Source organism: Catellatospora sp. NPDC049133 (genome assembly GCF_040648455.1).
GTDB lineage: Bacteria > Actinomycetota > Actinomycetes > Mycobacteriales > Micromonosporaceae > Catellatospora > Catellatospora aurea.
Genome location: NZ_JBEZDT010000016.1, coordinates 43,627 through 67,743, shown reverse-complemented (window position 1 = coordinate 67,743; position 24,117 = coordinate 43,627). Strand labels below are relative to the sequence as shown.

General features: G+C 70.7%; 16 protein-coding genes. 13 read left to right on the top strand and 3 right to left on the bottom strand.

Annotated features, from left to right (window positions below; all coding sequences use genetic code 11):
- The first annotated feature begins 96 nt into the window (after positions 1-96).
- Genes AB0B35_RS19550 through AB0B35_RS19515 form a run of 8 tightly spaced genes read left to right on the top strand, consistent with a single transcriptional unit; the run spans position 97 to position 8,229 of the window.
- A complete protein-coding gene (locus AB0B35_RS19550) occupies positions 97-627 on the top strand; it encodes a DUF6668 family protein (protein WP_361047206.1) in 531 nt (176 codons plus the stop codon).
- Positions 624-935: a hypothetical protein gene (locus tag AB0B35_RS19545; protein WP_361047203.1), complete on the top strand. Its 312-nt coding sequence runs from the start codon at positions 624-626 to the stop codon at positions 933-935. The genes AB0B35_RS19550 and AB0B35_RS19545 overlap by 4 nt, the downstream gene beginning before the upstream one ends.
- Positions 936-951: 16 nt before the next feature.
- On the top strand, positions 952-1,698 hold the full coding sequence (locus AB0B35_RS19540; protein ID WP_361047200.1) for a hypothetical protein: 747 nt from the start codon (positions 952-954) through the stop codon (positions 1,696-1,698).
- Positions 1,698-2,909 carry a hypothetical protein gene (locus tag AB0B35_RS19535; protein WP_361047198.1) on the top strand — a complete coding sequence of 404 codons (1,212 nt, stop codon included), beginning with the start codon at positions 1,698-1,700 and terminating at the stop codon, positions 2,907-2,909. The genes AB0B35_RS19540 and AB0B35_RS19535 overlap by 1 nt, the downstream gene beginning before the upstream one ends.
- On the top strand, positions 2,906-4,366 hold the full coding sequence (locus tag AB0B35_RS19530) for an SCO6880 family protein (RefSeq protein WP_361047195.1): 1,461 nt from the start codon (positions 2,906-2,908) through the stop codon (positions 4,364-4,366). Before AB0B35_RS19535 ends, AB0B35_RS19530 begins: the two co-directional genes overlap by 4 nt.
- Positions 4,367-4,409: 43 nt before the next feature.
- Positions 4,410-5,924, top strand: coding sequence for an ATP/GTP-binding protein (locus AB0B35_RS19525; protein ID WP_361047192.1), 1,515 nt, complete (start codon positions 4,410-4,412; stop codon positions 5,922-5,924).
- Positions 5,921-7,723 (top strand): TraM recognition domain-containing protein, encoded by a 1,803-nt coding sequence (locus AB0B35_RS19520; protein WP_361047189.1) that lies wholly within the window; start codon positions 5,921-5,923, stop codon positions 7,721-7,723. The genes AB0B35_RS19525 and AB0B35_RS19520 overlap by 4 nt, the downstream gene beginning before the upstream one ends.
- Positions 7,720-8,229 (top strand): DUF4913 domain-containing protein, encoded by a 510-nt coding sequence (locus AB0B35_RS19515; protein WP_361047187.1) that lies wholly within the window; start codon positions 7,720-7,722, stop codon positions 8,227-8,229. Before AB0B35_RS19520 ends, AB0B35_RS19515 begins: the two co-directional genes overlap by 4 nt.
- Before the next feature lies 1 nt (position 8,230).
- Here the strand turns inward: AB0B35_RS19515 and AB0B35_RS19510 are convergent, their stop codons facing one another.
- The 3 genes from AB0B35_RS19510 to AB0B35_RS19500 are packed head-to-tail and all read right to left on the bottom strand — an operon-like array spanning position 8,231 to position 11,199.
- Positions 8,231-9,247: a zeta toxin family protein gene (locus tag AB0B35_RS19510; protein ID WP_361047184.1), complete on the bottom strand. Its 1,017-nt coding sequence runs from the start codon at positions 9,245-9,247 to the stop codon at positions 8,231-8,233.
- Positions 9,248-9,249: 2 nt separating this feature from the next.
- Positions 9,250-9,489, bottom strand: coding sequence for a hypothetical protein (locus AB0B35_RS19505; RefSeq protein WP_361047181.1), 240 nt, complete (start codon positions 9,487-9,489; stop codon positions 9,250-9,252).
- Positions 9,490-9,504: 15 nt separating this feature from the next.
- A complete protein-coding gene (locus AB0B35_RS19500) occupies positions 9,505-11,199 on the bottom strand; it encodes a hypothetical protein (RefSeq protein WP_361047178.1) in 1,695 nt (564 codons plus the stop codon).
- Positions 11,200-11,462: 263 nt separating this feature from the next.
- Here AB0B35_RS19500 and AB0B35_RS19495 point away from each other — a divergent pair, with 263 nt between their 5' ends.
- The 5 genes from AB0B35_RS19495 to AB0B35_RS19475 all read left to right on the top strand — a co-directional run bounded on the left by AB0B35_RS19495 (position 11,463) and on the right by AB0B35_RS19475 (position 24,108).
- Complete coding sequence (locus tag AB0B35_RS19495; RefSeq protein ID WP_361047175.1) at positions 11,463-11,822, top strand: hypothetical protein; 360 nt, start codon at positions 11,463-11,465, stop codon at positions 11,820-11,822.
- Positions 11,795-21,712, top strand: a complete 9,918-nt coding sequence (locus AB0B35_RS19490) for a hypothetical protein (RefSeq protein WP_361047172.1) — start codon at positions 11,795-11,797, stop codon at positions 21,710-21,712. Before AB0B35_RS19495 ends, AB0B35_RS19490 begins: the two co-directional genes overlap by 28 nt.
- Before the next feature lie 138 nt (positions 21,713-21,850).
- Entirely contained in the window at positions 21,851-22,246 is a 396-nt protein-coding gene (locus tag AB0B35_RS19485; RefSeq protein ID WP_361047169.1) for a hypothetical protein, read from the top strand.
- Positions 22,243-23,718: a hypothetical protein gene (locus AB0B35_RS19480; RefSeq protein WP_361047167.1), complete on the top strand. Its 1,476-nt coding sequence runs from the start codon at positions 22,243-22,245 to the stop codon at positions 23,716-23,718. The genes AB0B35_RS19485 and AB0B35_RS19480 overlap by 4 nt, the downstream gene beginning before the upstream one ends.
- 51 nt (positions 23,719-23,769) lie before the next feature.
- Positions 23,770-24,108, top strand: a complete 339-nt coding sequence (locus AB0B35_RS19475) for a hypothetical protein (protein ID WP_361047164.1) — start codon at positions 23,770-23,772, stop codon at positions 24,106-24,108.
- Positions 24,109-24,117: the final 9 nt, after the last annotated feature.

Sequence of the window (24,117 nt, the reverse complement as noted above, 5' to 3'; positions counted from 1 at the left end):
CTTGCTGTCACGTGCGCCCAGCCTTCTGGGTAATACGTCGCGACGTTATCTCTGTTAGCGTCATGACGTAAAGATTGTTCTAGTGGGAGGGTTCGAATGCAGCAGTGGAACTCCGCGTCCACCCGGCGGCTGGGTGGGCACTACCTGGGCATCGCCCGCAGCACGCCGCCCGCGCCGTCGTTGGCGGGCCCGCTGTGGCCGGTGCAGTGGCTGGGCTGCCATGGCGGCGCCGGGGTCACCACCCTGTCGAGACTCACGGGAGTGGGCCACGACGCGGGCCGCGACTGGCCGAGCCCCGCCAGCGAGCAGGTGCCGGTCGTTCTGGTTTGCCGCGCCTCGGGCTCCGGCACCGCCGCGGCCGCCACCGCGATCGAGCAGAGCCGCACGTCCGCTCTGGCGCACGTCCGCCTGCTCGGGCTGGTCATCGTGGCGGCCAGCCCCAAGCCCGTCTCCGCGCATGTCACCGCGCGGCTGTTGCTGATCGCCGGGTGGCTCACCACGCACTGGTGGGTCGGGTGGCAGGAGGCCTACATCAGCGCCGACGATCCGCGCACGGTCGGGCCGAGTCCGCAGATCCAGGCGCTGCGCGCGGGCCTGGTCGAGTTGATGCAGGGGAGCGTCGCATGAGTCTGCTGCCAACGATCCTGGAACACCTCCAGTCGGTGCTGGCCGACCCGACCCCGGCGGCGCCCGTGCCCGACCCCGGTGGCGGCCAGATGCCTCCCGGCGACGTGGGGGAGAAGGTCCTGCTGATCCTCAAGTGGGTCGCGGGTCTTGCCACCGCGGCGTGTGTTGGCGGGATTCTCTACACGGGCGGGCGCATGGCCATCGCCCACCGCCGAGGCGACGAGGCGAACATCAGCCAACTCGGGTGGGTGTTGTTCGCCTGTCTCCTGATTGGATCAGCGGCGGCGATCGTCGCCTCCCTCATCTGACGAAGGAGATCCCCTCGTGACCAGTCCTGACTACGCCACGGCCTCGCCCCGCCCGAAGCTGTTCGTGATCGCCGCGATCGGCGGTGTTCTGCTGGCGGTGCTGGCCCTGGTCGTCTTCGTGCTACTGCCCGGCGACGCCGACTCCACCACCACCACGCCAACCGCCACGCCCGCCGCCAGCACGCCGCCGGCCCCCGGCTCGCCGGCTCCGTCTGCCGCACCGACCGGGCAGTCGCCTGTGCCCACTGCCGCTCCGGCGGGGGTCGCCTGGCAGCTCGTCGGCCAGGTCGCCGTCCCCGTCTCCTCGACCGACGGGCCGAGCCGCAGCGACGCCGACCACGCGTCCGGATTCGCCCACACCCCGGTCGGCGCGCTGATCGCCGCCGCCCAGATCAGCACCCGCGCCGGGTACTCGGCCGGCGCTAAGTCGTGGGAGGCCGCGCTGCAGAACCAGTTTGTGGCCTCCGCCGACCGCGACCGGCTGCTGTCGCTGCTGCGCGACGCCAAGGCACAGGGCCAGCAGCCCGCCTCAGCTGGTTCGCTGTCGCAGGTGAGCGGTTTCCGCTACATCTCCTACACCGCCGAGGTGGCCACCATCGGCCTGGTCCGCCGGTCGCCGTCCGGGGCGCACGCGATCACCACGCTGACCCTGCGCTGGGACGGCGGTGACTGGAAGGTCGTCGCACCTCCGGCCGGTCACTGGCCTGCCGTCACCACGCCGCTGACCGACATGACCGGTGTCGTCGCCTGGGGAGCGAGCTGATGGACTGCACACCGCTGCTCGACCCCACGTGCATTCCCTCGATGATCGCGACCAGCGCGGCCACGTCGATGCTGACCGCCCTGGCAGAGGGCATGGGGTCATTCATCGTCGAGCTGCTCAAGATGTTCCTGACCGGATGGCTGCGCGTCCCCTCTCCCCAGGTCGCCGATGACCTCAGCTCGGCGCTCAACGGGCAGAGCAGCGGCGCTGTCGCGCAGCTGCGGGCCAGCACCGGCTGGATCGTGGCCGCGCTGGCAGTCGGGTCGCTGCTGGTCGGCGCGGCGCGCATCGCGATGAACCGCAGCGGCCAGGCCGCTGCCGAACTCGGCCGGGGCATGTTGCAGTTGGTCGTCCTATCGGGCTTGGGCGTGCCGATCGTGCTGCTCGTGACACAGATCGGCGACGCCTACAGCATCTGGATCATCGACCGGTCCACCGGCGGGAACTTCGAGAGCAGGGCCAACGCGCTGTTCACGATCGGCCCGGCCGCAGGGCCGGGCAACCCGGTGGCCGCACTCGGGCTGGTCGGGACACTGGTGTTCGGATTCGTGCTGGCCTTCACGCTGCTGGTGCAGCTGCTGGTGATGCTCGGGCACACGGTGGGGCTGACGCTGCTGACCGGGCTGCTGCCCGTTCCCGCCGCTGCCGGCATGGTCGGCCGCGGCAGGGAGACCCGTGACAAGTACGTCGCGTGGCTGCTGGCTCTGGCGCTGTACAAACCGACCGCCGCCACCATCTACGGCGCCGGGTTCTGGCTGATCGGCGACGGCCGCTCTCTGCGAGACGTATTCGCCGGAATGATGGCGATCGTCATGGCCATCGTGGCGCTTCCCGCGCTGATGCGTCTGATCAGCCCAGCGGCCGGAACCCTCGCCGACGGGGCTGGTGCGGGGACCATGGCCGGGCTGGCGATGACGACGTCGCTGGCAACCGGCGCGGTTTCCGCTGGCAGCGCCATGCGCTCGATCCAGGGTGGCGGCGGCTCGGGCGCGGCCGGGGACGGCGACGGAGGAGGCGGCGGCAGCGGCGCGACCGGTGCCGCCATGACCACTGCCGCTGCGGGCGCCGGGCCGGCCGGAATGGCTGTCGGCGCCGCTGCCCAGGTCGGGCAAAAGGTTCAGGAGACAGCGGACACGCCACGGCAGGCCATGCAGACCGTGGGGTCCATCGGCGCGGCCAGCGCCACCGGAGCGGGAGGGGATTCCAAGTGACCACGATCCAGCAGCCGGCGGCACCGCAGCAGCGCACCTACGGCAACTGGCGCCGCGGCGAGCGGCCGGGTCTGTTCGGGCTGGGGCCGGTCGGCACCGGGTTGGCGTTCGCCGTCATGGTGTGCGCGACCGGGACTCTGGTCGTGTCGCAGTGGCTGGCCCTGGCCATCGCCGTCGGCGGCATGGTCATGCTGCTGCCGCTCGCGGTCCGGTTCCACGGGCGGACGGGCGCGCAGATCATCGCCGGGCATGTCGTCTGGCAGCTCGGCCGGGCCCGGCGCCGCCACGTCTATCTGACCGGAATGGCCTCGCCGGTGAGTCTTTCCCACCGCCTGCCCGGGATCCTGGCCCGCTCGCTGCTGTTCGAGGTCGAGACCGGCCTGCGGGAACCGCTGGGCGTCGTGGTGATCCCGCAGAGCCGCCACTACACCGTCGCGCTGCGCTGCCAGACCGAAGGCATGGAGCTGGTCGACCAGCCTGTGCTCGACCAGCGTGTCGGCAGGATGGCGGCCTGGCTGAGCGCCTGCTGCCGGGAGCCGATGCTGGAGCAGGCGCAGATCACGGTCGAGACCACCCCCGACCAGGGTGCGGCGTTGGCCGCCGAGATCGCACAGACCACGGTGCCCAACGCGCCCGCAGCGGCGAAGAAGGTGCTCGCCGACATCATCCGGACCTACCCGGTCGGCGCGGCGCAGGTCGATACCTGGGTGAGCCTGACCTTCAAGCCGCCCACCCGCGGCAGGTGGACCCACGAGGCGGTGTGCGCAGAGATCGCCACCCGGCTGCCGTCTCTGATCGCCGGTCTGCACGGCGCGGGCGCGTCGGTGGTCACCCCGATGGCGGCCGCCGATCTGGCGCTGACCGTGTCGTCCGCCTACGATCCCGTCACCGCCGCCCGCCCTGGGGTCCGGCCCGCGCCCGGCTGGGACGCCGCCGGGCCCGTCGCGGCTCAGGAGAGCTGGGACCGCTACCGCCACGACTCCGGCGTCTCGCGCACCTGGGGCATGGTCGAGGCGCCGCGCGGTTCGGTGTACTCCTCGGCGTTCTCCCGGCTGACCGATCCCGACCCGACGCTGCTGCGCAAACGCGTCGCGATCATCTACCGGCCGTACACCCCGGCGGCGGCCGCCGCGCTGGTGGAGCGCGACCGCCGCGACGCCCTGTTCACCGCGGGCAAGAAGCGCCAGGCGACGGCGCGTGACACCGTCGACATCCTCGCCGCCGAGCAGGCCGCCCACGAGGAGGCCACCGGGGCCGGCGTCACCCGGTTCACGGTTCTGGTCACCGCGACCGTCGCCGACGCCGACATCCTTGACGAAGCCGAGGCCCGGCTGATGGCCCGTGCAGGTGAGGCGCGCCTGACGCTGCGCTGCATGTACCGCTCGCAGGCCGCCGCATTCGCGGCCACCCTGCCCACCGGCGTGGTCCTGCCGGTCCACGCCACGATTCCGTTCTGACCACCGCCCATCGCGGCGCACCATCACGGGGGGAGTGACCACGATGCGCACGGGGGACCACGCACGTGTCAACGACACCAACCACAACGAGCAGTCCGGCCGCCGCAGCGACCCGGCGCCGGGTCGGCTGGGCTTCGCCCGGCCCGGCGGCGGCGGCTTCTCGCTGGTCGACCCGGCCGTTGAGTTCCGCGGCACCACCGTGCAGGTGTGCGGCCTGTGGCCGTTCGGCACCGGCTCGGCCGCCCCTACGGTCGGCGTGCCGATGGGCCGCCACCTGTACACGGGAAACACCATCTGCTTCGATCCGGTCAGTTGGTTCACCCGCACCAATCTGATCAACACGCCGTCGGTGTACATCCTCGGCGAGCCCGGCATGGGCAAAAGCACCTCCGTGCGGCGGATGGTGCTGGGGCTGGCCGCCCGGGGCGTCACCCCGCTGATCCTGGGCGATCTCAAGCCCGACTACGCACAGCTGGTCACGGCTTTGGGCGGGCAGGTCCTGCGGGTGGGGCCAGGCCTGGACCGCATCAACCCGCTGGACACCGGCCCGTGGCGCCAGGCGCTGGCCAGGGTCGGCCGCAAGGCCGCCGACCAGGTCAGGGCGGGGATCGTCGACCGGCGGGTCAACATGGTGACCGCGCTGATGACGCTGATCCGGCGCGGTCCGGTCAGCGCCGACGAGGCCACCGTCATCGCCGCCGCGGTGCGGTACCTGTCCGACCGCGAAGGCGACGTGCAGCCTGTGCTGGCCGACCTGCTGCAGGTGATCCGGGATGCTCCGCCGGAGGTCCGGGCCGTCACGCTGTTCGCGGCCGACGCCGACGGACGTCGGTTCAGCGCCGACACCGAAGGCTTGCAGCGCACGCTGCTGGCGCTTCTGCACGGGCCTCTGGGCGACCTGTTCGACGGGCAGACCACCACCGCCGTCGACCTGGACACCTCGGCGGTGTGCGTGGACATCTCCGGCATCGACGAGACCGACGAGCTGCGTACCGCCGCCACGCTGCTGTCCACGTGGAGCTACGGCTTCGGCCAGGTCAACGCCGCGCACCTGCTCGCCGACCACGGTCTTGCCCCGGCGCGGACGTACTTCGCGGTGATGGACGAGATGTGGCGGGCGCTGCGCGTCGGGCACGGCCTGGTCGACCGGGTGGACGGCCTGACACGGCTGAACAGGCAGAAGGGCACCGGCGTCGCGATGATCACGCATTCGCTGGCCGACCTGGAGGCGCTGCCGACCGAGCACGACCGGGCCAAGGCCCGCGGCTTCGCCGAACGCAGCGCAGTCCTGATGATCGGTCCGTGCTCATCGACGGAACTCGACGCGGTCAATAAAATCCGCAGTCTGTCGCAGGCCGAACGCAGCGAGGTCCTTTCCTGGTCGGCGCCGCCGTCCCTGCTGACCGGCCGCAACCCGACGACCGTCGGTCTGGGCAACTTCCTCGTCAAGATCGGCTCCCGGCCGGGTATCCCCGTGCACCTGGAGCCGACAGCGGTCGAGAAGGAGCTCGGCAACACCAATGCCCGATGGGTGATGGGGGAGGGCACCGTCCGATGAAGGCACACCGCACCGTCGGCGGAGGCGGAGACGAGATCGGCATGGTGCTGGGTGCCGTCGCGGTCGCGGTCCTCGTGCCCGCGCTCATCGTCTGGGTGCCCATCCAAACGGTCGACCCGCCCGGCCACCGGGGCGGCGGCCCGGTGCGAGTCGTCGTCGACCTGATCGCCGGGCGCATCAGCTGGGACTGGGGATGCACTGCGGTGCTGCTCGCCGAACTCGTGGTGCTGGCACTGCTGGCACTGCTGGGCGTGTGGCTGTGGCGCTCTGGCCGCAAGAACCACTCGCGTGTCGACTGGGCCGCACGGCACATGGCCTCGGCCGACGACCTGGCCAAGCTCACGCCGCAGGGGGTGGAGGAGTCGGCGCGACGGCTACGCCCCGCGATGGGCGAGACCCAGGACGCCGACCAGTTCGGCATCCCGATCGGGGTGACCGTGCCCGCCGGGATCGAGCTGCGCCAGACCTGGGAGGACATGGCCTGCGACATCTGGGGCCCCCGCACCGGCAAGACGACCAGCCGGGCGATCCCAGCGATCGTCGCCGCCCCCGGTCCGGTCGTGGCTACCAGTGTCAAGGGCGACATCGTCGACGCGACCATCGAGCCGCGGGCCAAACGCGGCAAGGTCTGGGTGTTCGATCCGATGTACCTGCTGTCGCGGGACCTCAGCAAGCCGGGCGTGCCGAGTTTCTGGTGGAACCCGCTGCGGGGGATCGACACCATCACCAAGGCCCGGCTGCTGGCGGAGCATTTCAGCTTCGCCGAGCAGGCCAACGACGGGGCGAGTCCGCGCGACCCGTTCTTCGACACCAAGGCCTCGGACTTCATCGCCAACCTGATGCTCGCCGCCGCGGTCTCCGGCGCCCACGACATGACCGATGTGTACCGGTGGACGACCAACCAGCGCGACACCACGCCCGGAGACATTCTCAAGGATCGCAACTACCACCTGCCCGCCGAGTCGGTGTACGGCGTGCTGGCGATGCCCGACCGTACTCGCGGCTCGGTGTACGCCATCGCCGAGGCCGCGCTCGCGGTGCTGACCGAGCCGGCGGTCACCGCATGGATCACCCCGCCGCCGGACGGGCGTCCTGAACTCGACATCACCGCGTTCGTGCGGTCCACCGACACCCTCTACATGCTCTCCCGCGGCGGACCGGGCACACCGGCCCCGCTGATCGCGGCCCTGGCCGACGCGGTGCTGCGCGCCGGTGAGGCCGCGGCGCGCCCGTCACCGGGGCGGCGGCTAGACCCGCCGCTGTTCTCGTGTCTGGACGAGGCTGCCAACATCGTGCGGATCCGCCAATTGCCCAGCCTCTACTCCTTCTACGGCTCACACGGGCTGCCGATCATGACGATTCTGCAGTCCTGGGCTCAGGGCGAGGAGGTGTGGGGCAAGGCTGGCATGCGCAAGCTGTGGGACTCCAGCAACGTGCGCACCTACGGCGGCGGTGTGGCCGACCCTGCGTTTCTTGAGGAGATCAGCCGCAACATCGGCCACTACTGGATGACGACCAAGTCGGTCACCACGCAGAGCCGGGGCTGGGACCGGTCGGTGAACCGGTCCCCGCAACGGATGCGGGTGCTGGACGTGGAGGACCTGTTCGCGATGCCGGTCGGGCGCATGGTGGTGCTGCCCTCCGGCGCCCCGGCCGCACTGGTTCGCACGAGGCCGTGGCAGGTCGGACCGTACGCCGATGGCGTGCGTGCGTCGCTGGCCAAGTGGGATCCCCAGGGGCAGGCGTACGACCCGAAGCTGCTGCCGGAGGACACGGTTTTGCACATGGAGGGGCAGTGACGTCCGACGACGACCTGGACGCGCTGCTCGACGAGCTGTCGGCGCAGGGCGACGAGCTCGATTCCGCAGAATCAGCCGCCGGCGGTGATGAGATCGAGCCGGCCTACAGCAATGTCGGCGCGTGGATGGTCGAGTGGCTGCTGCCCACGGTGGAGCGGCGCTACGCCGAGGGGTCCCGCAGCGGCATCTACTGGTGCCCGCGCTGGTGGGCGCATCCTGAGGCGTTGCAGCGCATCTACTCGCTGTGGCGCGAGTGGGAGAAGGCCCGGCTCGACGACGCGATGAGCGTGTGGTGGCGCGACCATCTCGATCCGCATCTGGCTGTGCTCGGCGGAGAGAACGGTGCGTTCGTCCGTTGCTCTCCCGAGCGTCACTACGAGCCGTCGCGGCTGCCCGCCGAGCCGCTGCCTGATGCGATCCTGGCCTTGATGCCAGAGGGAGAAGGCACCGGCGATCCGTCCTTCGACGACGGCGCGGCGGCGGCTCTGCCCGCGCTGCCGTCCTGAGTCAGCGCTGCGGGAGATCGCGGACAGGCTGGGCCGACGGCTGGCGTGGCGCAGCGGTCACCGGCCGGGCTGCGGTCCGGTGCAGCGCCGTCGGGAAGGCTCGGCGCACGGCGTCGGCCGCGCGCAGGCCGCGCAGCCGCGCGGCCCCCATGGCCACCACCTCGGCCAGGCGGGGGCGCAGGTCAGCGGCCAGCGGCGAGCAGCGGTGCTCGGCCCGCAGGTGGGGCAGCTGCGCGGGGTCGGTTTGCGGGCTTCGGGCCAGCCAGCCGGCCACGCTGCGGAAGTCCGCGGCCGCCTTGCCCGTCCATTGCCTGTCCCGCACGTCGCCCAGCGCCTTGCCTGCGGTCGGCGCGGGTGACGCCGTGCTGTCGCGCTCGCTGCGGTAGTGGCGCTGGCCGTCGCGGTCGAACAGATGGACTCCGTGGGCCAGCCCTTCGGCCTCGACCGTGTTGAGGGTGTCGGGCAAGCTGCCGTAGACCTTGTCGTGGTAACCCGCCGGGACCAGCCTGCCTGCCCCGCTTCGGTCGCGGCCCTGCTGGTATCGGTGCAGCACCGACAGGGCGCTGCGCGCGGCGTCCACCCCGACACCTGCGACATCGAGCCGGTAGCCGTCGGGCAGGAACCGGCCCGCCGCCCACCGCGCAACGTCCGCGCCGGAAAGGGGCGTTGACCACACGACGTTGAACCGCTGGCCGCGGGCCCAGTTCAAGGCCATCGTGGCCAGCGCGCGCGACGTCGACACGGTCTTCTCGTCGGCGGTGCGGTCGTCGGCGCGGGCCAGCTCGACGTAGTCCGGGTGGTATGGCCGCAGGTCGTCGGCATCGACGGCGACGAACGAGGTGAGATCCATGTCGGCGATCAGCGTGCGTTCGGTGAACGACTTGCCGGCGCCTGGCTGGCCGCACACGATCAGCAGCCGGGGCTGGTCCTGCGGCTGCGGGTCGCCCGCCGACAGCATCGTCACGACGTGCTCGTGGAACCGGCGGCGCAGCTCGTCGTCGCTGAGGCTGCGAGCCACCGTCACTCCCGGGCTGGCGAGTCAACCAGGGGCGCGTACCTGTCGACCACGGCGGCGAGTTCCCCGTCGTCCATGCCACGCAGCCGCTGCAGGGTGGCGGCGCACTCGTCGCGCTGATGGCGCAGGCGGTCGGCTTCGGCGCCCTCGGCGGCATCGGCACGGCCGCCGAGTTCGGCCAGCAGGGAACGCAGCATGTCCTGCACCTGCGGGTAGTCCCACGCCGGTGATGTCGGTGGTGTCATCGTTCTCTCCTTCGGTCAGCGCTCAGCGGCGGCTGTCTCACGGTCTCGGTGCGCGGGCGTGCGACCGGCGGGCAGCGCCAGCGGCGCGCGCTGTTCGGCGGTCTTCGTCCGCAGCAGCGCCTCCTTGGTCGACATGGGGTATGCCGTTCGCAGCCTGCCCAAGGCAGCGGCGTCGACGGGCGGCTCGGCTGCTGGCCGGATCGGCTGCTGGTCCTGCTGCGCGGCGGCCAGGGCTGCGGCGTGCTCGACCCGGCGTCGCATCTGATCGTCGCGGTCGGCCACGGCCTTACGCAGGGTCGCGGGACCCTTCGCAGCGGTCTTGAGCGCCCAGTCGGTCAAGGCGGCGGGCACCTTGGCGTCCGTCGGGTCGAACGGCAGGTTGCCCAGCAGTCCTGCCACGTCCTTGCCGCGTGTGTCCAGCCGCTGCATCGTTGCCGCAAGCATCGGCCAGGCCCCGTCGTTGACCACCCGGTCAGCTCTGTCCTGCGGCCATGCCCGGCGGACCAGGGCCTCCATACGCTCTGCGTCGACGCCGCGGTGGTGGCGCGGCGGTCGGGCCTGCTCGGGCTCGGAGGGCCGATCATAGCTGGCGTCCCCGGAGGCGGCTGCTCCGTTGGGTGTGCCGTCTGAGGCGACGGACGGGTGCGGGCCATGATCTGCTGATGTGGCCTCCACCTCGATCGCGTCGACCACGGGCAGCGGGGACGAGTCGGATCTGCCCTGTGCGGTGGCCGTTGAGTCCTCAGGCACGACCTCGGCGTCGACGACCGTCTCCGTGCTGGGCGAGTCCGGTCCGGCTGCGCTCCGTTCGGCGGATGCCTGTTTCTGCGCAAGCCACGCCGCGTGCTCAGCCCGTCGCGTGAGCGCGGCTTGTTTGTCCTCGTCGGTCCACGAAGCTGGATGCGGACCCGTCCACCTGGCCGCGTCCTCGGCCGCCGTGCCTGCCGCGGGCGGCTGGTTGGCATCGCCAGCGCTCGCAGCCGGTGGTTGCGCCGCCTCGGTCGCTGCTGAGGATGTCTCCGGCCCGGCCGGAGGTGTGCCGCCGTCGCCTGGCGCAGCCTCGGCAGGCTGCCGCGTCTCGTCGTCAGGGTGGCGGCTGGAGCGCTGCGGGTCGTCAGCCGCAGGCTGCAAAGGGTCGTCCTCGAACTCGACCAGGAAAATACCCCCCTGCTCGACCTGGGGCTCTCCGCGGGGAGCTTCGTCGGCATTCCACAGAATCTCATCCGGAACGTAGATGCCGTCGGCGTCGGCGTCGGCCGCCAGTGCCGCACGCTCCTCGCGTTCGGCTTCGGCCAACGCAAGCGCCGTGGCCAGCCACTTCGCATCGCCCGGGTTGGCCGCTAGGCCCATGTCGATGTCGACACCCCGGCGGCGAAGCCGGTCTGCCATCGCCTCCCGCACCCCGGCCGCCTCAGGATCGACCTGGTGCCAGGTACTCACCGCGCGCCACGCACGGGCCACCTGCTCTGGCGTCGCCTTGCGCCACCAGACCGGATCCGTCGTTCGCCGCCAGATCGCCGCGTCGGCCGCCCGATGGCTGGCCAACCGGGCACGCTCAGTGCGGGCCCGCTGCTCCCCAGCCCTGGCCGCCTGGCGCAGGCGCTGTGCACGCCGTTCGGCCAGCTCGATGGCCAGCCGTACCGCCGTGTCGATGAGCGTGCTGGTCAGCACCGTCAAGGCACGTGTGACCTGCTCGGTACCGTCCGCCATCCCCGTTCCCCCCGTGGTTGGTGTGATTCAAGCGTCCCCCGGCAAACCACAGTGCGCAAGGCGGGACTATAGTGCTAATCTTATATATATAAGTGAATATCGGGCTGGGCAGTTGCGAGATCCCCTGGCAGACTTGGAGTTTCATGACCTGGTCACGGGGGTGCCAGTTATGGACAGACGAGGTGTGTCGTCTCCGCAGCATGGCTTTGAGGTGCTGCAACTGTGGGGGCCCGATACTGAGTGGACACACGAGGGGGGTTCCGATGAACCGATACGGCAGGACGGCGATGGAGCACTGGCGGGACGAACTGCCCGACCGGTACAAGCAGATCGCCGACCCGGAGTCGTACTTCACGCAGCTGGGCGAGCAGGTGGCGACCAGGATCGCGCAGGTGGAGACGGAGTTGGCGGAGCTGCAGCCGAGCACCGGGGACTACCTGGGCAACCTGGGCAACCTGCGGACGGCGCACAGCCAGGCCGAGGAGATCGTCCTGAACCAGATGGTCTACCTGACCGAGGAGCTGGACGCGCGGGAGCAGACGTCCCGCGACAGCGAGGGCTGGACGCCGCTGGCCGAGGACCCGACCGATCCGTGGTGGGCCGAGCAGGAGCGCGACAGCTAGTCGCGCCCGGCCTGGGCGGCACCGACCCCGCGGCGCCCGTCTACACCGCGAGGTTCGACACCGCCCGGCTGGCACGTGTGTGCGCCAACGCGCTGCGCGATGTCGGCTACGAGGTGGACCTGGTCCGCGACATGGACCTGCGCGAATGGCGAATGCAGGTCTCACCGGCCGCTGGCGCCCTGACGTCGCCGGCCCAGGTGGCGGAGATCCTGCGTGCATTCGGCGGCCACCACGTGACCGAGTCCTCCTTCGCGCCGCCGCCGGACGGTGAGGCAGCACCCGTGGGGGTCGAGACCCCCGAAACAGCTGGGCAGCGTGCTGCCATCGGCGATCCCTCTGCCGCGCAGGTCGCCGACGGTTCCGAGCCCGTCGACCGGGCGCCGGCCGCTGCTGCCGAGGCCTCTGCCGAGCCGCAGCAATCGCCCCCGAGGCAGTGGGTGGCCGACACCGATCCGGGCGGCACCCGGGCCGACTTCACCCGAGTCGCCCACTTCGACAGCCTCGCTGCCTTGGAGCGCTGCGTCGGCGCGCTGCGCGAGGCGCAGTACCTGACTTTCTCGCAGGTGAACCGCCACGGCAGCTGGGCGATCACCACCGTGCGGCGAAGTCCACGTGTGGATCTCGACGTGTTCCCGGCCGAGATCGAATCCCTGATCCTGGCCAACGGAGGGCGCTTCGACACCGACGTGGCCGCCGAGGCCGGGGTGACGGCGGCGGATCTGGAGCACACCGAACCGTCAGGTGCGGCAGTCGACCAGCCCGGCTCTGCCGACCAGCCAGCGCCTACGGCCACGGTCCATGCCGCCCAGGTGGCCGATGCCGTCCAGCCGGAGCAAGACGCCGTAACGGACGGCCTGTTCCCGATCAGCGCAGACCACAGTGCGTCCGTGCGGGAGCCGCTGCGGGACCTCCCGTACACCCACTTCGCCTTCTTCGATGACCTCGAAGCCGCAGAGCAGTGCGCCGACAGGCTGCGCGACATCGGCTGCCGTGTGTCTCTGCGCTACGACGACAGCAGTTGGGCGCTGACCGCGGTACGGCGCGAGCCACTCGACGGCCAGGGCCGCCCCGAGGAGATCGAACAGCTGATCGTCGCCGCCGGCGGCGACTACGAGACACGCAACACCAGCTTCGACACCCGCGAAGACTGGGATCGGTTCCTCGCCCTGTACTCCCAAAGCCGGTCCTCGGTCGTAGAGCCCGACGACGCCCTTGACGATGACCACGGCACCACGGCAGCTGCCGGGTCCGCTGATATGGAATCCGTCGGCACTCTCGGCCCCGATCCGCAACCGGCAGCGCAAGGCGCATCCGAGGTAACCGGCGGGACCGTCGACCTCGCGCCGGATACCCACACCCAGCTCGACTTCCAGGGCCCGACCGAGCGCGGCCAGCCGACGCAGGACGGCCTGTCCACAGACATGCCGGGCGATGCGGCTACGCCTGGAAGCTCTCGACGCGGCCAGCGCCGCGGGGCTGCCGCAGCGGCCGCCACGATGACGATGCGCACGGCGTTCGCCCAGGACGCGCTGCTCGTGATGGCCCGCGCCAACCGCAACCCCGCCACCGATCCCGGCCTGCGCGCTCAGTTGATCGCAGTCACCAACGCCAGCGGCTTCACGTGGGCGTTCGCCGACGACGAGGGCATCCACCACCAGGTCCGCGGCGACGCGCTACACCCCCAGATGGAGCGGTCCGGGCTGATCACCTGGCAGCAGTTGTGGGACCGCATCGGGCCCGGCATCACCCAGCAGCGTACGGCCGAACTCGAGGCCGCCTTCCGTGACGGGGTCGAGTTTCGCGCGCGTTCCGGCCCTCACCTGGACCAGCGTCTGCACGATGCGGAAAGTGCGTTCTACCGGCCCGCACCCGAGCCGATGCCGCCGCAGCCACCGGACCTCGACCGGCTCGTCGAAGACATCGTGTTCGGCAGGATCAGCCGCGCGGAGGCGTTCGCGGCGCTGCTCGCGTCCGACGCCGCGGCTGATGCCGTCGACCCTGATGCCGTCGACCTGACCGTTATCGGCACCTGGCAGAGCCATGTCGAGCATCGGATCGAGGCGCGGCGGCGGGAGCTGCTCGGCGATCAGCGGATCCAGGGCTACGAGGTCCGTGTCGGCCAGCTGCGGGAGGCTGGTCTTGGGTCCAGCGACGCCGAGGTGCGCGCATTTCAGGATGTGTGGAATGGGCTGACCAACGGGCGGGTAGGCGGCCTCGTCCCCGAGCGCAGCCCATATAAGGCTGGCGATCGGATCCAGCTGCACGGATACCCGGCTCTGAACGGCCTCCAACGGACCGGCTTCGTGGGGACCGTCCACGGCTACCTGGGCAGCACCCTCCTGACGGGCCTGACCGACAGCGGCGAGATGTGGGCCGAGTCCTGGGGTGTGCTGGTTCGCGAGGGTGAGCCCAATGACTCGGTGGTGAAATGCACCTGCTGCGACCTGGCCCAGCAGACGCTTCCCGCATCGAGCCTTGACGAGCCGGCCGAGGTCCGCACGCCCGCGGCAGCCGATGAGGCCGCCGTAGACGCCGACTCCCAACCTGAACTGCTGCGCCAGTATGAGCCGGTGGACACGCAGGCGGAGGTCCAGGCTGCCGCCGCCGCACGTAGGGCGAACCCGAAACGATTCGCGAGCAAGACCAGTTCAGCCAATCCCTTCCACCTCGTGCGTGAGATCAACCCGTCTGAACTGCGGCAGATCCGCGCCATGCTTCAACCGACCGTCGACGACCCGTCCCGGGTCAAGGCGTGGATCACGCCTTCGCACCTGGTCGTGTACGGCGCCGTCCTGGACACGGTCACCTTGTCCGAGCTCATGGGAGCGGCGTATGTAGAGGTAGGCCGGGGCGAGAGCATCCACGGGCCTCAGGTCAACTACGGGCCGGCCGACAGGCGCGGTTTCGTTCCCGAGGCCGAGCCGGCCGACCCGCAGGTACCGGACCTGTTCGACGGTCTCCTCCTCGACGGGCAGCATCAACCGGCGGCCGGGCGGGACGACATCCGGCCCTCGCGCACGTCTGGAGACGCGACCGATCAGGCCGCAGCACCACGGCTGGACCACGTTGCAGTCGTCTCCCACGCTTCGGTCGACAGGGCCGCAGACCCCGCAGGTGAGTCGACGCCAGCACCCGAGCCCGTCACGTTCCAGCCGGGCAGTCAAGCCGAGCTGGCACCCAGCACACCGCTGCAGCGGGCGCGGGCGAATATCGCCGCGCTCAAGGTGCTCGCCGAGGTGACCGCCAGCGGCGTGCCCGCGTCACCGGAGCAGCAGCGGCTACTCGCCCGGTGGGGCGGGTGGGGCAGCGTGCCGCAGGTCTTCGACGAGGACAAGGCCGACTGGGCGTGGGCGCGCGATGAGCTGCGACAGCTGCTGACCCCCGAGGAGTACGCGGCCGCGGCGCGCACCACCGTCAACGCCCACTACACCGACGCTGCCTTCGTACGTGAGATCTGGCAAGCCGTCCAGGACCTCGGCTTCGCCGGCGGGCAGGTGCTGGAGCCCGGCAGCGGAGCCGGCGTGTTCATCGGCATGGCCCCGGACAGCGCGCAGATGACCGGCGTGGAACTCGACCCCACCACGGCCCGGATCGCCCAGCTGCTCTACCCGCAGGCCAAGGTGCTCAACGAGAGCTTCGCCGCCACCCGGGCGCCCGCCAACACGTTCGATCTCGCGGTCGGCAATGTTCCATTCGCCAACGTCGTGCTGCACGACCCACGGCACAACCCGCACGGGTTCAGCATCCACAACCACTTCATCGTCAAATCGCTGGACCTGGTCAAGCCCGGCGGGTTGGTCGCGGTGCTGACCTCGGCCTACACCATGGACGCGGTCAACCCTGCGGTGCGGCGGGTCCTGGCCCAGTCGGCTGACCTGGTCGGTGCCGTCCGGCTGCCGTCGCGGGCGCACCGCACCGCGGCCGGCACCGATGCGGTCACCGACCTGCTGGTCCTGCGCAAACGCGAACCTGACCGGGTACCCGATTCCGTGGAATGGGAGCTGACCAGCCCGATCACCATCGGCGAGCACGAGAAGCGGATCAACGACTACTTCATCGCGCACCCGCACCGGGTTCTCGGCGAACTGACCACCGGCCGTGGCCTGTACCGCGACGACGACCTGACGGTACGCGGGCCGGTGGGCGACGAGCTGGCCACCGCACTGCGCGAAACCCTCGCCGCCATCGTCGCCGAAGCCACCGACCGCGGCCTGACGTTCAACCCGCAGACGGTCACGACCGAACCCGTCGTGCTCGTCGGACGTGCCGAAGGTCGCCCTGAGGGCTACATCCAGACCGTCGGCGACCGCTTCTCCGTCGTGCACGACGGCGCGGTCGTGCCGCATGACGTTCCGGCCAGCCAGGCCGCTGAGCTGCGGGCGCTGCTGGGCCTGCGTGACACCACCATGGCCCTGCTGGATGCCGAGTCGGCGTCGGTAGACGACACCGACGAGATCAACCAGCTGCGCGCCGACCTCGGTCGGCGCTACGACACCTACGTGGCCAAGTGGGGGCCGATCAACCGGTTCTCGCTGCGCAAGACCGGGCGGGTCGACCCGGAGACCGGGCAAGCCAAGCAGGCCCGCATCCGCCCGCCGCAGGGCCGCTTCCGCGAAGACACGTACGCAGCTGCCGTCTACGCGCTGGAGCACTTCGACGCCGAGACGCAGACCGCCGCGAAGGTGGACCTGTTCACCCGGCGCGTGGTGGCGCCCCGGCCGGTGGCGCAGGGCGCCGAGACAGCGGCAGACGCGCTGGCCATCGTCATGGATGTCCACGGCCGCGTCGACCTGGACCACGTCGCCTCACTGCTTGGCGTCAGCTCGGAAGAAGCCCGCGACCAGCTCGGTGAGCTGGTCTACGCCGACCCCGCCGCCAGCGGGGAACTGACCCCCGCGGCGGCCTACCTGTCGGGCAACGTGCGGGCCAAACTGCTGTTGGCGCAGCACGCTGCCGAGAACGACCCGACCTACGACGTCAACGTCAGGGCGCTGGAAGCCGTCATCCCCGAAGACCTCCAGCCGGTCGACATCCACGCCGCACTCGGCACCGTGTGGATCAAGGCTGATTATGTGCAGCAGTTCCTCCAGGAGACGCTGCAGGACGAGTCGATCACCGTCCGGCATCTGGGCGGTTCCAACTGGATCGTCGAGGGCGGCGATCGCGGCGGCGTGCAGTCGCGGGAGGTGTGGGGCACCCCCCGCATGGCGGCGGTGAAACTCGCCGCCGCGCTGCTGGAGCAGCGCCTGCCCAGCGTGTTCGACGTCATCGAGGTCGGCGGCGAGGAACGCCGCGTGTTCAACGCCGAGGCCACGGCCGCCGCACGCGACAAGGCCAAGGAACTCGACGAACGGTTCGGCGAATGGGTGTGGGAGGACCCCGAGCGCGCGGGCGACCTGGTCCGCGTCTACAACGACCTGCTCAACAACCTGGTGCTGCGCACCTACGACAACCCGGCGCTGGCCCTGCCGGGCCTGGCCACCTCGTTCACGCTGCGTGCGCACCAGCTGGCCGCGGTGGCGCGCATCATCGCCGAGCCGGCGGTGCTGTTGGCGCACGAGGTCGGCGCGGGCAAGACCCTGGAGATGGTCGTCGGGGCGATGGAGTTGCGCCGGCTCGGGCTTGCCAGGAAGCCGGCCGTCGTCATCCCCAACCACATGGTGGAGCAGTTCGGCCGTGAGTGGTTGCAGGCGTACCCGCAGGCCAAGATCCTCATGGTCACCCGTGACGACCTGGCGGGGGAGAAGCGGCGGCAGTTCGTGGCCCGTTGCGCCACCGGTGACTGGGACGCGGTCATCCTGACCCGCTCGGCGTTCGAGCGTATCCCGATGAGTGCCGCCGAGCAGGACAAGTACATGCGCCAGGAGCTGGAGGCCCTGGAGCGTCAGCTGGACAACGCCCGCGCTGCCGAGGAGGGGGAGAAGCCCTCCCGGACGGTCAAGCGGATGGAGAAGATGAAGATCCAGCTGGAGGAGCGGCTGAAGAAGAAGATGGACTCGGTCAAGGACCAGGGCATCACCTTCGAGCAGACCGGCCTGGACTACGTGATGGTCGACGAGATCCACGGGTACGTCAACCTCGCTACCGCCTCCAACATCCCGGGCGCCGCCATCGCCGGGTCAGCGCGCGCCACCGATCTGGACATGAAGCTGACGTACCTGCGCGCCAAGCACGGCGACCGCCGCGGCAGGGTCGTCACCGGCGCGACCGCCACACCGTTCCCGAACTCGATCACGCAGGCGTACGTGATCCAGAAGCTGCTGCAGCCCGATGTGCTGCGCGCGGCGGGCATCACCGACTTCGACACGTGGAAGGCCACGTTCGGGGAGGTCGTCACCTCGATCGAGCTGTCGCCCGACGGCTCTGGTTTCCGGCAGAACTCGCGGTTCGCGAAGTTCAAGAACGTCCCGGAGCTGCTGCGGATGTTCTGGACCGCGGCCGACGTCAAGACCGCCGAAGACCTCAACCTGCCCACGCCGCTGCTGGCACAGCGCGCCAGCGACGGGGCACGGCTGGCCGAGACGGTCTCGGTCCCGCCGATCAGCGAGCAACTGGACTTCATCGCCTGGCTCGGCGAGCGCGCGGAGAAGGTCCGCACCCGGCAGGTGAAGCCCGAAGAGGACAACATGCTCAAGATCTCCAGCGACGGCCGCAAGGCCGCGCTGGACATGCGCATGGTCAACCCCGGCTACCGGCCCAGCGGTCCGCAGAAGGTCGACATCATGGCCGAGCGGATCTTCGCCATCTGGGAGCAGACCCGCGACAACCAGTACGAAAAGCCCGGCGGCGGGCTGCATCCGCGGCTGGGCAGTCTGCAGATCGTCTTCCTCGACCAGGGCACGCCGTCCAGCACCGGGTTCAACGCCTACGAGGAGCTGCGCCGCCTGCTCGCCGCCAAGGGCATGCCCCGCGACATGGTCAGGTTCGTCCACGAGGCCGCCAACGACAAGGCCAAGGGCGAGCTGTTCGCGGCGTGCCGCGACGGACGCGTAGCTGTGGTCATCGGCAGCAGCGAGAAGATGGGCGTCGGCACCAACATCCAGGCCAGGGCCGTCGCGCTGCACCACGGTGACTGCCCGTGGAAGCCCGCCGAGGTCCAGCAGCGTGAAGGCCGGATCATGCGGCAGGGCAACCAGAACCCCGAGATCCAGATCCTGCGCTACGTCACCGAGCGGACCTTCGACGGCTACATGTGGCAGACCGTGGCCCGCAAGCAGAAGTTCATCTCCCAGGTGATGCGCGGTCGTCTGGACGTGCGCGAGATCGAGGACATCGGCGAGGCGCAGCTGAGCTACAACGAGGTCATGGCCATCGCGGCGGGCAACCCGCTGCTGCTGGACAAGGCCCGCGCCGAGGCGGAGGTGCAGCGGCTGAGCCGGTCAGAGCGCGCCCACCACAACGGGCAGGCCAGCCTCGACCGGCGCATCGCAGAGGCCGAGCGCGGCATCACCCGGGCCGAGCAGATGATCGCCCAGATCGACCAGGCCATGCACATCCGCCAGGAGACCAAGGGCGACGCGTTCACGATGCAGGTCGCCGCGAGCCACTACGACCAGCGAGCCGAGGCCGGCCGGGCGCTGCAGGCGGCCATCGCCGTCATGCCGCTGTCGCAACGGTCGGTCGAGCTGGGCGCTGTCGGCGGGTTCGCCGTGACCGGGTTCGTCTGGCGGAGCTTGCAGGGCAACGCGGTGACGCTGGAACTGGCCGGCATCCCCGACGTCGCCGCCACCGGCGACGGCGGCCAGATCGTTCCGGCATCCGTCCACATGCCGCTGCACGAACTGCAGGCTGCGGGCGCGGTCGGACTGGTCCAGCGACTGGAGAACAAGCTCACCGCTCTCGAACGCGACCGTGAGAAGCTCACGGCCAAGATCGAACGCCATCGGCGTGAGATCGAGCAGGCTCAGGCTCAGCTCGGCAAGGGCTTCCAGTACGCGACCGAACTCGCCACTGCGCGCGCCCAGCTGGCCGGCATCGAGGAGCGGATGGCGCAGCAGGCCGCGCCGCCCGCACCCGAGCAGCCGCTGACCCCCGAGCAGCTTCGCGAGCGGATCGAAGCCGCCGTCGCCGCAGCCGACGGCGGAATCGACACCACGCCGGCGCCAGCAGCCAGCGCCACGACGGCGTTGGCCGACGGACAGCCCGCAGCCGAGCAGGTCCGGCCCTGGATGACCCGGCCGCCGGCTGAAGCCCAGGAGACTCCCGCCTCCGACGCCGCCGCCCAGCCGCCGCAACCAGATGTGCACGATGCCGCCCGGAGCGCCGACGACAGCACGGCGGCCGCTGGTTCGGATGCGATGAGCGAGCCGGGCGGCGCCGATTCCGTGGAATCGAGGGCTGAGCAGACCCCGCAGATCGATCCTGCCGTGGCCTACGGGCTCCAGACGCTGCGGTCCACGCACGCCAGCGACCGGTCCAAACTGGCCAGCTACATGCAGATGGTGTCGCGGATCAGAGAGCTGTCCGACGTCGACCAGCAGGCACTGCGGACCGACATCGAGCGCATCGCCGCGACCGGGCCTCGTCAGGAAAGCTCGGCAGCCCAGTACCTGCTGGAACGCATCGACCCACCCGGTGAGATCTCCGAGGCCCAAGCGCGCGCGATCTCCGCTGCGGGGATCTTCTACCTCAACGACCCGGCCGAGCGCGTGCGCCGGTACGCCGGGCTGACTACCCAGACGTATGCGGCGCTGCACGAACGCCACCAGCGCTCGATCCAGGAGGACCTGGCAGAGATCGCCGCGAGCAACGCTCCGGCACGGGCTCGCCGCGGCCGTTACAACACCCGCACCTCCGGCGGCGTCGCCGGATTCGTCCGCGACGCCGCCCATCTGGCACGGACCCTGACCACACCACCCGACCCGGCCAGCGCGTCCACGACGGAAAGTGTCTCCGATGCGGAGATCCGCCTTGAGATCAACGGCCGGTCGGTGCTGGTGTACGGCATCACCCGGGAGGACGCGCAACTGCGGCAGTTGGCGCGCGCGGCCAGCTTCAAGTGGCTGCCGTCGCTGCGGGCATGGGGGCTGCCGCGAACCATGCTGCCCGAATCGAGGCGCCGCAGCATCGACAAGTTCGTCGCCTCGATGGCCGGCGTTGACCGGGCCCTGACCGTCAACGACGCGACAAGCAGCCAAGGCTCCGGTAGTGAGGCCGATGAAGCCACCACGATCGTGCCGGAGGCCGAAGCCCCGGACGCTGGCACCTCGGCGGCGTCTGCGCAGGAACCGACCGCACCCGCGGCCGGGCTGGCGACCGACGTCGCTGAGGACGGCGCGATCGACAGCGCCGTCGTACCCGAGCAGCAGCTGGACCCGTGGAACCTGGCGGAACGGGCGGCCCGTGTGCGGCAGCGGCAGCTCCTGCTGGCGCTTGAAACGATCGGCAGCGGCTACCAGCGGATCACCGGCGACGGGGTGCGCTACGCGGCCGAGGTCGCCGATGCCACGCCGCAGGAGTGGAACTGGATGGCACAGTACGCCCGCGACAACCCGCAGGTCCTGCAGCGTGACAGCAGTTCTGACAGAGGCTGGCCCACGCAAGAGCAGACCCAGCGCAGCACCGAGCTGGTCCGTGAGGCCGGGCTAGCGTTCCGGGAAGGTAGAACAGCTGACTCGCTTGACCTTCTTGACGACGCGCAGGTGCTCGACCCGAAGGGAAGCCGAGACTGGGCACGGATGCGCCAACGGGTCACGGACAACGCCCAGGCCCAGCCCACCACGGCAACGCCGCCAGCGCCGACGGCCGCGCCTGCTCCTGGATCCGTGGTCGCGGCTGCTTTCCCCAGACCGATCGCGTCAAGCCTGGCGGCCGTGCCTCACCAGCGCACCGAACCACGTGCCGCCTGCACACCTCAGCAGGCCGCAGATCGGGCCGAGGCCCAGCGGTAGAACCACAGAAGGGAGCAGAGACATCAGCGCGCCCAAGCCGAGGCAGGTGCCGCAGTCGCTGTCTACAGCCCGGCCTTTGTCCACACCCTCCAGCACCAGGCCCTTGCCGCCGGGTGCCCTCTTCGCGAGGCTAGGAACATGACCGACAGCTACCTGACCGTCAGCGCCGATGTCACCGCCGCGCTTGCCCACACCGAGCTGCGCGCCGATGACCCGCTTGTCCACGCGGCGCTGGAGTTCGCCGCTCGGCCCTGGCTCGACGGGGTCCACACCGGGGCCGAGGCGATGGCGTGGGGCGACTTCGCCACCGCCGTCCAAGCGGTGGCCGACGACCTGTTCACCGGAGCGAGTCCGCACGTCCTGCCGTCGAGACCTGCACAGCCCAGCGCGGAACTCACCGCGGCGGCCATCGCGCTGACCTCGGCGACCGCCGATGTGTTCGCCCGCGCCGCCGCCCGGCCCGGCGAGGCTCGCGCCTGGCAGTTCTCAGCAGCGGCCGCGCAGCTGGCAGAGGCGGCAGCCAGCCTCCCATGACCGTTGGCGTGTTTCTCGACCGCGCTACCGAGGCCCTCCAGGCTGCGGAGCGGCGGCTGCACACCGTCGGCCGCCAGGACCGCTACGCCGTGACCGCCGCGCTCGTGGCACGCGAGGACCTATACCACCAGATCGGCCGCTTCTTCGTCGGCACCGGCGCACGGCGGCCTGCCTCCCATCCGACTGTCGCCGAAGCCGCCGCACTGCTCTCACCAGGCAGCACCGTTCACCCCGAAACCCAGATCGGCGCGCTCCTGCACGCCGGGCTCCTGGGCCTGGACGTGCCCCGCCGCGAACTGCTGTCAGCGCCAGGCACCGCCAGCGAGGCCATTGCCCGAGCAGCGGGCAACATCGCGATGGCCGCCGAAATCCTCAGCACCCACTGGGCCCCACCTCGCCATCAGGGCATCACCGACAGATTCGCCGCCAAACTCACCCCCAGCCCCATGACCAGCCAGGGAGTCGGCCTGTACCGCGGCGCGGAACGTGCTGCCGCCATCGCCGAGACCGCCAGGCTGCTCGACCAAGCACTGCGGATGGATCGCGGCCTGCGCCAGCTACGTGCCAAGGCCCCGGATGCGGTGCCCGCGCAGGATTGGACCCGCCTGGACGAATGGGCGACCAACCGGCAGATTCCCGCACGGCTCAAAGGGCTGAGCGTGCAACCGGCCGGTCGGCTGCTGCGTGAACTCGGCCCTGCAACCCCCGTCGAGCGCTCCGGTGGCCCTCGGCCACCGCAGTCGTGGGGTGACGTGCTGACCACCGTCGACGCTGTCCGGCAGATGCTGCGACGTGAAGCGAGCCAGTCGCCTCTAGCCCTGGCCAAGGCAGCCGCCCGCCTCGGATTCGCAGCCACCGCCGGGCGGTGGAAGCTGTCCGGAGCCCCCGAACCCAGTTCGCACGAGCAGATAGTGGGCGGCCAGTGGCGGCTGCTCGGACGCGAACTCGGACGCTACGCCGACCTGCGGGCCAGCGAGCCCACACCGCTGATGACCGAGTTGCAGATGGCCAACCAATGGGTCCGTCGTCACTGCGCCACCAGGGCAGGGCGGGCCACCGACATCGACCGGCAGGCCGCTGCCCGAACGGAACTGGCTGTCGGCGCGCTGTGTGCCGCACTCGCCCTGCATGTCGACCGGGCAGCGCGGCGCGGCGACCTTCTCATACAGCGGCAGCCCGAAGTCGTCCCCGGCCGTCCTGCGGCCGTCACGGTGCTGCTGCTCCAGCCAACGTGGCATCCCGCTCCCCGCGCCACAACACTCGAGCACCGGCTGCGCACCATCCAGCACGTCGTAGCCGCTGACGGCCGGCAACAGTCGCCGACCGGCACCGACACCGCCGCGAAGGCATTCCCTGTGCCGATCGGCCGAGCCCTGCGAAGCCACACCGCCAGCCCGCAACCACAGCAGCGCCGATCCGCCGTACACGGCAGCGCCGAAGCAAGCCAACGGGACCGCCCGAACGAACGATGATCCTGCCGGGACGCTCGGGGTCTGGTCAGGGCCTCGCGATAGGCTGGCCAGGTGCCGAATCTGACGTTGCCCCACGACGACGAGGAGTTGGCCTCCGCTCTGCAGGCGGCCGCGACCTGGCTGCCTCACTCCGACAATCCCCAGTACGTGCGCGGTGCTATCGCCGCGCTCGGGTGGCTCGTCGGCCGTGTGTCGACGGCTCCTGTCAGCGGAGACGTCGAGGATGTGACTCTGGCAGCGATCCAGCGCGAGGAGAACCTGGCCGACGACGCGGTGTACGGCGCAGCCGGTGGCGAGCACGTCGACAGGCACTTCGCCGTCGGCGCGCAAACGGCCCTGCTGTGGGCGCGGGGCCGGGAGGCCCAGCCGCCAATCTCGCTGGCCGCCTGACCCCTCCAG

Coding starts and splice junctions, on each gene's coding strand:
- AB0B35_RS19500 (WP_361047178.1), bottom strand. CDS start 11,199: ATGGCGGACGGTACCGAGCAGGTCACACGTGCCTTGACGGTGCTGACC.
- AB0B35_RS19495 (WP_361047175.1), top strand. CDS start 11,463: ATGAACCGATACGGCAGGACGGCGATGGAGCACTGGCGGGACGAACTG.
- AB0B35_RS19485 (WP_361047169.1), top strand. CDS start 21,851: ATGACCGACAGCTACCTGACCGTCAGCGCCGATGTCACCGCCGCGCTT.
- AB0B35_RS19505 (WP_361047181.1), bottom strand. CDS start 9,489: ATGACACCACCGACATCACCGGCGTGGGACTACCCGCAGGTGCAGGAC.
- AB0B35_RS19520 (WP_361047189.1), top strand. CDS start 5,921: ATGAAGGCACACCGCACCGTCGGCGGAGGCGGAGACGAGATCGGCATG.
- AB0B35_RS19480 (WP_361047167.1), top strand. CDS start 22,243: ATGACCGTTGGCGTGTTTCTCGACCGCGCTACCGAGGCCCTCCAGGCT.
- AB0B35_RS19550 (WP_361047206.1), top strand. CDS start 97: ATGCAGCAGTGGAACTCCGCGTCCACCCGGCGGCTGGGTGGGCACTAC.
- AB0B35_RS19545 (WP_361047203.1), top strand. CDS start 624: ATGAGTCTGCTGCCAACGATCCTGGAACACCTCCAGTCGGTGCTGGCC.
- AB0B35_RS19535 (WP_361047198.1), top strand. CDS start 1,698: ATGGACTGCACACCGCTGCTCGACCCCACGTGCATTCCCTCGATGATC.
- AB0B35_RS19525 (WP_361047192.1), top strand. CDS start 4,410: ATGCGCACGGGGGACCACGCACGTGTCAACGACACCAACCACAACGAG.